The sequence below is a fragment of the Bradyrhizobium sp. MI1.3 genome, from assembly GCF_055811695.1.
Genome location: NZ_JBVVPQ010000124.1, coordinates 1 through 10,709, shown reverse-complemented (window position 1 = coordinate 10,709; position 10,709 = coordinate 1). Strand labels below are relative to the sequence as shown.

The 10,709-nt window shown below is 57.9% G+C and carries 10 protein-coding genes; 5 read left to right on the top strand and 5 right to left on the bottom strand.

The features are described 5' to 3' along the window. Positions 1-81 precede the first annotated feature (81 nt). A complete protein-coding gene (locus tag AC0L3A_RS38785; protein WP_473256383.1) occupies positions 82-618 on the bottom strand; it encodes a hypothetical protein in 537 nt (178 codons plus the stop codon). A 138-nt stretch (positions 619-756) separates the two neighbouring features. Continuing rightward, positions 757-1,932, bottom strand: coding sequence for an SLOG cluster 4 domain-containing protein (locus tag AC0L3A_RS38780; protein WP_473256382.1), 1,176 nt, complete (start codon positions 1,930-1,932; stop codon positions 757-759). Between the two features lie 65 nt (positions 1,933-1,997). On the opposite strand from AC0L3A_RS38780, the gene AC0L3A_RS38775 reads away from it, so the two are divergent. The 5 genes from AC0L3A_RS38775 to AC0L3A_RS38755 all read left to right on the top strand — a co-directional run bounded on the left by AC0L3A_RS38775 (position 1,998) and on the right by AC0L3A_RS38755 (position 7,960). Continuing rightward, positions 1,998-3,728 carry a phospholipase D-like domain-containing protein gene (locus AC0L3A_RS38775; protein WP_473256381.1) on the top strand — a complete coding sequence of 577 codons (1,731 nt, stop codon included), beginning with the start codon at positions 1,998-2,000 and terminating at the stop codon, positions 3,726-3,728. Between the two features lie 105 nt (positions 3,729-3,833). After that, positions 3,834-5,195, top strand: a complete 1,362-nt coding sequence (locus AC0L3A_RS38770) for an endonuclease/exonuclease/phosphatase family protein (RefSeq protein ID WP_473256380.1) — start codon at positions 3,834-3,836, stop codon at positions 5,193-5,195. A gap of 555 nt (positions 5,196-5,750) precedes the next feature. Further along, positions 5,751-6,089, top strand: a complete 339-nt coding sequence (locus AC0L3A_RS38765) for a hypothetical protein (RefSeq protein WP_473256379.1) — start codon at positions 5,751-5,753, stop codon at positions 6,087-6,089. A gap of 240 nt (positions 6,090-6,329) precedes the next feature. Next, complete coding sequence (locus AC0L3A_RS38760) at positions 6,330-7,772, top strand: Fic family protein (protein ID WP_473256378.1); 1,443 nt, start codon at positions 6,330-6,332, stop codon at positions 7,770-7,772. Between the two features lie 29 nt (positions 7,773-7,801). Next, a complete protein-coding gene (locus AC0L3A_RS38755; protein ID WP_473256377.1) occupies positions 7,802-7,960 on the top strand; it encodes a hypothetical protein in 159 nt (52 codons plus the stop codon). 232 nt (positions 7,961-8,192) lie between these two features. Here the strand turns inward: AC0L3A_RS38755 and AC0L3A_RS38750 are convergent, their stop codons facing one another. The 3 genes from AC0L3A_RS38750 to AC0L3A_RS38740 form a co-directional block, all read right to left on the bottom strand. Beyond that, the gene (locus AC0L3A_RS38750; protein WP_473256376.1) at positions 8,193-9,317 is read right to left on the bottom strand and encodes an IS3 family transposase; all 1,125 of its coding nucleotides are present in this window, start codon (positions 9,315-9,317) and stop codon (positions 8,193-8,195) included. A gap of 322 nt (positions 9,318-9,639) precedes the next feature. Beyond that, positions 9,640-9,978 (bottom strand): helix-turn-helix domain-containing protein, encoded by a 339-nt coding sequence (locus AC0L3A_RS38745; RefSeq protein ID WP_473256375.1) that lies wholly within the window; start codon positions 9,976-9,978, stop codon positions 9,640-9,642. Then, the gene (locus tag AC0L3A_RS38740; protein WP_473256374.1) at positions 9,975-10,364 is read right to left on the bottom strand and encodes a type II toxin-antitoxin system RelE/ParE family toxin; all 390 of its coding nucleotides are present in this window, start codon (positions 10,362-10,364) and stop codon (positions 9,975-9,977) included. Before AC0L3A_RS38740 ends, AC0L3A_RS38745 begins: the two co-directional genes overlap by 4 nt. Positions 10,365-10,709 lie beyond the last annotated feature (345 nt).

Here is a 10,709-nt window from a genome sequence, read left to right as displayed (position 1 = left end):
TATGACCGCACCGTCATCCCTTGTTCAACCAGAGAAAGATCTTGCAGCCCGGGCCGTTCCACATATGAGTCAGAGCCAAATTTACAGGCCGATTGACATATTTGCTGTCCAGTGGCTCGCGATAGGTGAGCAGGGGCGTGTCGAGCCCGATGAATCCAGGGTGCGGGAGGTTCCGTTCGCGGCAACGGACGAGCAGCGCCACCTTGACGCCGCATGCAGGATGGCCTTCACACCCTTGCCGCTTGCGAAGCGCTCCTTGCCGCCGATGGTGACGTCGCTGGTCGTCAGATCGAACTGCGCTTCCGAGGCGCGAGGAAAACGCGAGATGCCGAGGACGTCTCGGACGGTCTTTCCGAACGCGTAAGGGCTCGGTATGTCGATGCCGACGAGCATCTTGTCCTCCGAGTTCGTGGACGGCGGCTTTGTCTCGACCTGGGACTTCTTCACGACGAGGCCGTCGCGTCGGGCGAGCAGCGAGGAAGTTGTTCCGAGCTCACTCTTCCTGGAGGAGAAGACCTCGTAGTCGTTACGGGCGGCGGCTTCCTTCGGCCGTGCCTCGGCGATCCTCCGCTCGATGCGGACGAGGTCGCGATCGAGCTCGACGATGGCGGTCCGCAAGCCGCTTCTTTTGGCAGGTCTCATAGACCGTGTGAAAATCCGTTAGAGCAGCCTGCCTCGGCCGCTCCTGGACTTGTTTCTTTTCACAACGGCTGAACGCGGACCGCGTCCGGCCACCAAGAACAGTGCGACGCGAGCCTACCTGCGGTTCATCCTGAGCGTCCCGATCTTCAAGGGTTCGGCTGCCAGAGCAAACGTCAGGTTGCGCTGGGACGTCTTTTCATGTCCGCGCAGGACCTGGAGAATCGACGCGTGATTGGTGGTGAAGAGCAGTTTTTCATTGAGGCAAGCTTCCACGTCGCCCTTCGGCCGTTTTTCCGATACGAGTCCGAAGGACAGGATCGGGCAGATTGTTGGGTGAACATTGATCCCTGCCGTCGTCGCCTGCGTTTCCCCAAGTATAGGGTCCGTCTCCCAATACTTGTCACCGTCAAAGAAAATCATCGGCGTCACTTCGTCGAGGGTCTTGGCGTAGTAGTTGCGCTCCACATCCTGATAGATCTCCCGCATCGTCCCGCCGCCGCCGCGGCCGTAAATGATGCCCGCTCGCGAATTGTTGACGAGCGCTTCCTCTCGCAAGCTGTTCTGGAAATATTTCGCGTAGTGCGTTGCGAACGGCATCGTTGGCTCGGCGCCATAGAGCCACGTCGGAATCGCCAAACTAACCGGCAGGATTGACGGCGCCTTAGCGCGTACCTCAAGGGCCGTCTTCAACCAGTTGCGTGCTTCATCGATCGGCCCGAGCTTCTCTTTTCTGATCGTCCAATTATCTTTAAAAAGATCGTCGAGGAAGGGGGCTTTCGGCGCGGCGCTTATGAGCCCAATTGCTTCGTCGAGCGGACCAACACTGTCGAACGAAGAAAACGCCACCCCGAGATGCGCGGCCTCCATCACACCCGGCCCGCCGCCCGTGACAAGTAGAAAATGCTCCCGGGCGAGATCGCGCGCGAGATGGGCGATGGCTGCATAGGCCTTGTGATTGCGCGGAAGGCTGTGGCCGCCCATGACTCCCACGAGCGGCCGTTGAACCGTCTTCAGGAAGACCCGCAGCGCATCGGCAATCGCGGCGTCATGCGCGGCCTGCGCCGCGCGAATGGCGAGCGACGCCGGCAAGGGGCCCCCATCGCTGGCGAACTCGCGATAGATCGCGAAGTCTCGCGACAGCGTGAAGCCCATCGGGTCCCACGGGTTAAAGCCTCCCAACAAATCTTCGGCGGTGTAGAGCTGGTGGGGCACGGTGGCAGGCATCGCAATGCTCCAGAGAAAAATGACAAGAATATAAAGGCGGAAAGCGTCTGGACGGGCGTTATACACCTCCTGCTCGTATTGCGCGAGCGGTCTATTCGTGCATGATATCCCGCCGAGCGGGGGGAAGGATCATGGTCACTCCAGTGTCAGTCAGAGCTTATGCCAGTCCGGGCTGCGTGCTTTTGACGTTCGATTGGCAGGACGGCGTAGACCACCCGGATTTCCTGGGCTTCGCCATCCAGCGCAAGCCGGGTTACGGGCGCGACGGAAAACCGCAGTTCTTGTTCAACAAGCTCGATTTTGTCCCGCTTGCGGATGACGCCCGCCCGAAGGGAAGCGACCGCGCGCCGATCCAGAAGTTCAACTGGTGGGACGGCGGCATCAATACCGACGACCAGGGAAAGACCTTCGAATACACTGTCATTCCGGTCTTGGGCACGGGCCCGAACGACCTGAAAGTACAAAAGGGAGCTGCCGGCAAGCGAAAGGTCGCCGTGCCAAAACCGCTCCAGGGACAGATCGCCACCTATTTCAACCGGGCCGTCGTGAGCGCCCAGAGCTTTGCCAAGCAAAAGGACAAGCCGCTCGAGAAGCAAATGGATTGGCTCGCCAACGGCCTTCAAAATGCGATCCCGGAGATCCTTGAGGAGAGCGACGCGTTCGAATGCGTCATCTACCATCTGACGGACAACCGATGGGTTATCCCCGCTTTTACCAGCTTCGAGGGGCGTGGCTCGATTGTCTATTTCGACAAAGCGGACGATTCCAAATCCCGCACCGCCGCCCATCTGATCGCGGACGAACGCCACAACATCTCGATCCATAAGCGCGATGCCATCTCAAAGCTGATGCACGACAAGTTCATTGTTTCTTATAAGAAGAAACATGAGCAGGCCGTGCTGATGGGCTCGACAAACTTCACGCCCGAAGCCCAGACGGTGCAGGCGAATCTTCTGCACATCATCCATTCGCGCGAACTCGCCGCGCTCTATGCGGAGCGCGCCAATCTCCTCGCCAAAAACATCGGCAAGAAGGATATGGAGGCGCCTGCCTGGAGCGATGTGACAGACGTTGAAGATACCAAGATCCGCGTTTTCTTTCTGCCGGAACCCGGCACCCAGCGTGAATTTTTGGACACGGTCACGGAGGCTGTAAGCAAGGCCAAATCGTCGGTGTTGTTCTGTATGTTCACAGCGTCCGACAAGGCCCTCATGGAAGCCATCTTTGCGAAGGGAGATTCACCGAAGCATCTGATCTACGGGTTGTTGAACAGTATTGATGATCCCGACAAGCCGACCAAAAAGGGCGAAAAGCGAAAGCTTCCGGAGATCGCCAGCATGATCTTCCACCGCTCGCAGACGAATCCGGACACGCTTCCCTATTCAGCCTTCGGCGCCAATGCGCCGCGTGGCTTCTTGCCCGAATTGAGGACGATCGACACAACGCGCTACGACGCGTCGGTCACCAAGAGCAAGGCCAAGGCCGCAAAAAGGAAATCGAGCGTTCCGCCGATCCATGTGCACCACAAGTTTATCGTGATCGACGGCGACACCGCGGAGCCGACCATCTACACCGGCTCCCCCAATTTCAGCAAAGCCTCAGAGAATTCCAACGACGAGAACGTCTTGGAGATAAAGGGCAATGCCGCGCTCGCTCAGGCCTATGTCGCGGAATTCATGCGCCTCTACAACCACTATCGGGCTCGCGCCATTTGGAACAAGACCCATGAGAAGAAGGGAGCGAAGCCGAAGCCGGGCTCTGAGGCCGACCCGCTTGTGCTCAAGCAAACGCGGGATGAGTGGGTAAAGGATGCTTACAAAAAAGGGACGAAAGCATCGCTCGCCAGAGAGCGTGGTCTATAGGCCGAACGCCCGAAGGGGCGGCACGACCGGCTTCGTTGCGCATAACTTTTGATTGACGTTGAACGTACGCCGTTAGCAACCGATTAAAATCAAGCGATTGCAACCATGGCCCAGACTGCACCATCACCGGCCCTTCTCCGCCTTTGCAAACGCGATACGACGATCGCCGTCGCGGCTGGCTCATCGATGGGTCAACGTCAGGAGCGTCTCATGAGAATTCGCCGAATGATCCTGCTAGCCGCTCTCGTCCTGCTCGAAGCAACGCAGGGCGTGCAGGCGCGCGACATCAAGATCGCAACGTGGAATCTCGGCTGGCATCTGAGTCAGGCTGAAGCAAAGGATTGGATCCGTGATTGCGGCCAGCCTTTCGCACTCAATCCCGCCAGCGGCTTGTTCGAACCATCAACAGCCAAGGCAACAAAGCCAGGCTGGGAACTCAAATGGGGTCGTAACGCAAAGATCAAATGGGACATTGCCGCAAAGCCTCCATGCGACGTCTATCAGGCGAACTTCAAGATCGTCCCGGTGACCGAAGCGGCCTATCAGAAGCGCTCTCAGCAGCTCCAAGATTTCATTGGCAGGATCCTCGATCCGGACATCATGACGTTTCAGGAGGTGAGCGGCGCCACCGCCGTGCGCGAAGTTCTGCCAAACAACGGTGCTGATTACGAGATCTGCTCGTTTGACAATTTCAAGGTCCAGCGGCTCGCCATTGCCTGGAAAAAGAGTCTCGGTACGGGCTCCGACTGCGCCGTCGCTGCGACCTTATCCCTGCCGGATCTCGCTGCGACGGATCAGGTACGTCCCGGGTTATCGCTGACGCTTCAGATCGACGGCAGACCGCTGCGAGTCATGACTGTGCATCTCAAGTCGTCCTGTGTTAGCCCGCTCGAAGGCCGAGGCAAGCTTGATGGCGGCGGCGATGCTTGTCCCATCCTCCAGCGACAGGTTCGTCCGCTTGAGGATTGGCTAGAAGCAAGCTCGTCTGGCATGCCGGTCATCCTGATGGGGGATTTCAACCGCAATCTCTCGCACGAGAAAACCTCTATCGCGAAATCAGCCATCCGTTCCGACGGAAGCGACCCAGCGACGTCCCTGCCAACCGGCGTTCTCGTTCGCAGCTTATACGGCGAGGTCAATGATGATGCCCCGGCTTCCAGCGCCCTCGCGCACCTGGAGCCTGAATGCCGAGTCAATGCTGTCGCCAAGCAGCTCTGCGAGCGCTCTAAGCGGGAGCTGTTCGATCAGGATGCGCTGAAGCCACTAACGCGCGCAGATAGCCTTGGCTGCCGCAATCCGATCGGGCTAGACCAAATGCTCGTGAGTTCGGGTCTTTCAGTGCCAAATCCCGCGAGCAAGGTTGCCATCGGTCGCTTCGGAGGGACGCGGCCGGCCGGGCAAGGCCATCTCGATCCGCTGCTGGCCATCTCGGATCATTGTCCGTCAACGGCAACCCTGAGCTTCTAGCGTGGCAGTGACCGGAAAACTTCCGAGGCCCGTCACTTCGACCATCTCACCATCATGAAAGTACGAAATGTCTTCATTCGTAATCTACACCTTAGATGCACCGTCGGACACATTCAAAAGCGTCCATGTGGTCGTGTCCAGCGAGCAGGATGTACGAAACACGGCAACGGGACTGGATGCGCTTGTCTTCAAGGACGGCCAGCCATGGAAGTGTTTCGATAGTCATGGCGCATCGTTCAATATCAGCGAGGAATAAGGTGCCATACGCTGCCGTCTCGCCCTCACAACGCTCAGGGAGACCACACATGCCTTTCGGCGAGAACCAGACCACCGAGAAGCCCTTGATGGACAGAAGCCGGGCGACAAGGGCAGCGGCGTTTTTGCCGTTCCGAACCCTACAAACCCCGAGCAGGGTGCATTCAAGAAAGTAATCGTGTCCGACATCACCTATCCGGATTGCGTCCGGCGAGGCCAGAACTGCATCGTCTACAAATCGTTGCCCAAGAAGCTGAGCCCAACCGAATGTCCGACCAAGGGCGTCCTTTGCAATAAATCATGCGCGCTGAGGTGAACAAGCGCGAGGCTGAACAGATGAACCGGTCCGCTGCGTGGTTCGACAAGCACTACGTCGGCATGCAAGCGAAGCGACTGATCATTCACCGGGCGAAGCGCATCGAAAGCGCAGCTGCTTCCACGCACCAGGTCGAAGGTGTGACAGTGGCGGACTTGCGCCGACTTGAGAAAGCTTGCCGAGAGTTCTTCAAGGCCTTCGATAGGCAGAATTTCGCAGATCTCTCGCCAAACCACATTCAAAAGATGGTCGATGCCCACCATCTTTCCGTTGATAATCTCCTGTCCCATTACTCTCGCAAGCTCAAAGACGTGAGGGAGTAATCCGCGCCAGGGCGCGGCCCCAAGCTGCTGACATCGAACTTTGGAAGCCCATTCCATCGTCATTTCTGGACTGGCGGTCATGCTTACTTGGGTTTACCCTTTGAGCGTCAGCCCCTCTCAATCCCGCGAAGCATCATGGACCCTCGGACCAAGCGCCCATTTGGCAAAGATCTTCAGGTACCGCGGTCAGATCAACCGAAGGCGCCGCCGGTCGCAAAAAGCTATCCAATCTGGAATCCAGTGACCGGCATCGAAGATCTCGGTGGCGATATTCAGTTCCTGAGCGCCTCCGAGATCCCCGGCATCAAGGCGGTTTGGACCGACCAAAAGGCGCGGCTCAAAGGCACACGTCAACTATCTGAGTTTTCCGAAAAGCTGAGTCGTGAGTGGGCTATTGAGACCGGCGTAATCGAGAACCTCTACGAGATAGAAAGAGGTGTCACGCAAACGCTGATCGAGAGGGGCTTTCAAGCCGAACTGCTCACCCATGGGTCCACCAATCGCCCAAGGGAGTACGTTATCCAATTGCTGCGGGACCAGAAGGACGCCCTTGATGGGGTTTTTGATTTTGTAAGCAGCAAGCGGGACCTTTCTGTATCGTACGTTAAAGAGCTTCATGCGGCTCTTCTGAGGAGTCAGGACGTCACTGACGGCCAGGATGCGCAGGGTCGTTATGTGTCTATTCCGCTGATTAAGGGAGACTGGAAAGCGCAGCCAAACTACCCTGTCCGGGACGGCGTGACTTACACGTATTGTCCACCGGAACAGGTCGCGTCCGAGATGGATCGCCTGATCGAACTGCACCAGCAACATGTAGCAAAGGCGGTACCGGCTGAGGTGCAAGCCGCTTGGCTCCATCACCGGTTTACCCAAATTCATCCCTTCCAGGATGGAAATGGCCGCGTAGCTAGGGCATTGGCTTCGCTGGTGCTCGTGAAAGATGGGCTTTTTCCGCTCGTCGTCACCCGGGATGACAAGGTTAAGTATCTGGACGCCTTGGAGGCGGCCGATAAGGGTAATCTGAAGCCCCTTACCGACCTGATCGCTCGTTTGCAAATCGCGCAATTCAGGAAGGCTTCCGCCATTTCTGAATCCATTCTTGCGCAGGACGATGTTCAGTCTGCGCTTAGCGGTCTGCTCAAGGCCGCAGATAAGGTTGCGGCTGATAAGCTCAAGTCGCTCCGTGTCGTCTTTGGCCTGGCCGAGGTGCTTGAAGCTGACCTTATGGAACGGTTACGTGCAATTACGCCTACTGTCGTGCAGGCATTGCAGAAGGTGACCGAGAAGGCTTCAGTATTTCCAAGCCACTCAGCAAAGGACACAGATCACTACTTCCGTGCCCAGACCATTGAGAATGCAAAATTCCATCTGAACTATTACGCGGACCCGACAGAATACCGGTCATGGGTGGCCTTGAATATGAATTGGTCCCGGCGGGCTCGGTTGGTATTTACGTTCCACGGTATTGGTAGGCCGTTCAACGGAAGCTTAATTTGCGCCCCATTTATGGAGTTCAGAGATACCGACGAGGAAGGGCAGGTCCGGCAAGCGCTGGTCCCGGTTGCCGAAGAAGGCTTCGTGTTCTTTTACAACGAAAAACGAGATCGCCTTCTCTCTCGTTTCCATCCATGGCGCGAGGGCGTGCTGAAGTTGGCGTTAAGAGAGCTGTCTCAAAACTTATGAGCCGCTTGACGCTTGAACGGTGGAGGCCCGTGCCGGTTTACGGCTCGGTAATGCAGCTTTCGACGGCTTGCCATATCGACACCGTGCAAGTAACCTTGCACGGCAAGCTGCTGCCCGAAGATCGCGCGCAGCTGCCCCAGTTCAATGAAAAACTGTTCCTGTTCCCGCAGGTGGTCGCCGCGCATTGACCCATGACCGTTCTCGTACGCCTTAGCGCTGGTCAGGGTCAGAAAGTCCCGGCAGGAGGCTCGCATGATGCGAAAAGCATCCTTGGCCGGAGAATTGTCGCTGAACCGTTTAAGGCCCCCTGTGAGCTCGTCCCGAATTTCAAGAAGGGATTGAACGACGTGACTTGGTTCAGAGCTGGTCCCGGTTGTCTGAACAGAATCTCCGCGTCGATAAGTGGAGCCTCTGCCGGGGTTAGGCCGCCATGCGGATTGGCAGCGGGTTGAAGTAGGCTTGATCCGGTGTGCCGCCGTCAAGGCTCGAGTGAGGACGTCGGCCATTGTAAAAGTCGAGGTATCGGCCGATCGAGGCGCGGGCGTCGGACACGCTGTCGTAGGCCCGCAAGTAGACCTCCTCGTATTTGACGCTGCGCCACAGCCGCTCGACGAACACGTTGTCCCGCCAAGCTCCTTTACCGTCCATGCTGATGGCGATGCCGTTGCTGGCCAGCGCGCCGGTGAAGGCCGAGCCGGTGAACTGCGAGCCCTGATCCGTGTTGAAGATTTCAGGCCTGCCGTGACGCGCCAAAGCGTCCTCCAGTGTCTCGACGCAGAACGCCGCCTCCATCGTGATCGAGAGCCGCCACGACAGGACCCGGCGGGTCGCCCAGTCGAGGACGACAGCGAGATACACGAAGCCGCGCGCCATCGGGATGTAGGTGATGTCCATCGCCCAGACCTGGTTCGGGCGCGTGATCTCCACGCCGCGCAGCAGATACGGATAGATCTTGTGCCCGGGCTCAGGTTTGGTGGTGCGCGGACGGCGGTACAGCGCCTCTATCCCCATCCGCCGCATCAGCGTCTTGACATGCCGGCGGCCGATCTTGCTCCCCTCGGCAGCCAGCAGGCCTCGCAACATTCGCGAACCGGCGAAGGGAAACTCCAGATGCAACCGGTCGAGCCGCCGCATCAGCGCGAGGTCGTCGGGCGATACCGGACGCGGCAGGTAATAGACGCTGCCGCGGCTGATCTTCAAAACTTCCGCCTGCCTGGTGATCGACAGATCGTGCTCACGGTCGATCATCGCTTTGCGCTCAGCAATCCCGCCTTGGTGAGCGCTCCAATCGTTCTCCAGCGTCAGTTCTCCGATCTTGGCGTGCAGCGACTTCACGTCGATCGCAGGCACGGCGGGCGCGGCGCCGCCAGGTCCAAAAACTCCGGAAGCTCCACCCTCCAGCTGGGCTTTCCATGCCGTAATCTGATTGGGGTGAACGTCAAAGTGCTCGGCCAATTGAGCTATCGTTCGGTCGCCCTTGACAGCGGCCAGCGCCACCTTCGCCTTGAAAGCCGGTGTGTGGTTCCGGCGTGCGCGTCTCGTCATCGTCTCTCCTGATTCGCGGGCCAATCTTGCCCGCCGTCAGGCAGAAACTCCACTTATCGCCCTGTTCAGATTTCCGGAGCCGGCTCTTTCTTCCCAGACAGCTTGAGAATACAATGCCCGTTTGTCCTGAAGTGCTGTGATAACGTCACCCACCACCACGCGCTCTGGTTCGGGCGCCTTCCAGCTCACCCCGAACCCAAGGGCGGAAATACCCGCAATGCGGTTTGCGAGAGACTGCGATTGGAGCTTGGCGCGCTTTGCCCTCATGTTTAGGTCTCCAAGGCGGGGAAGAAGAAAAGAAGCGGGCCATGGCCCGCTCTCGTTACGCTGCAACAGGTTTGAACGTGATGCGGCCCGGCTCGCCAGCCTTACGGTGAGGTCGCATCACGATCTCGATGTCCTGCTCGAACACAGTAAGCATTTTCATCAGGCGCTCGGCTGAATAGTCATCGTAGTCGCCGCGCAGCAGACGAGACAGATCAGGCTGCGAGATCCCGATCAGCTTGGCCGCTTTAACCTGGGTCATGTCGCGTGCCTTGATCAGGCGATGCAGCTCAGTGACGATGCTGGATTTCAGCAGCCGTTCTTCTGGATTGGGCAAACCAAGATCGGCAAATATGTTGCCGCTGCCCTCGTAGGCCTCGATTTTGCGTTTGGTCATGGCTTGCGCCCTCCTTTGTCCGTACGCGCACGGTAATGCTCCTCAGCATCACGCAGGCGCGATTTGATAAGTTCAATGTCTTGCTGCGGGGTGGCGATTCCGTTCTTCGCTTTCTTTTGAAAAGCGTGCAGCACGTACACCATTCCGGCAAAACGAACGGTATAAACGGCTCGGTAGGTGTTGCTGTCGAAATCATCGACCAGCTCCAGGATAGCACGCCCGCTGAATCCCTTCAGCGCCTTTGCAGCTATCGGCTCCTCACCTTCTTGCACTTGGTGCAAGGCGTGCCCCATGCGGTTCTGCACCTTGGCCGGGAATCGCTTCAGGTCCTTACGGCTCGAGCCAATAAAGACGCAGGGTTTAGGTTCAGGCCGTTTTATGGTCACTTCCTTTATTATGGGGATATCCCCATAATTGTCAAGGGGCCAACCTTACTGTCCGTCGGCAGATACATTACGCTCGTAAGTTGCTCGGGGCGATGGACGCCACTAGCAAGGCGATGACCGCCTGGCAGTAAGAGAAAATACATCGAGGGGCGGCGGCATATGGCACGACACCATGGAACGTATCCCATTCATATGGATGGCCGTTGGACGCTGGAGGATCTTTACAAGTTTCCGCGAACATGTGAGCAGGCTTATTTCGCGCTTGACGCGGGGATGTCCCGGGTTCTGTTGAATTTCTGAAGAGGTCGGCGTTGCCCACCTTGAGCCGGTAGGCTCGGGGTGCTG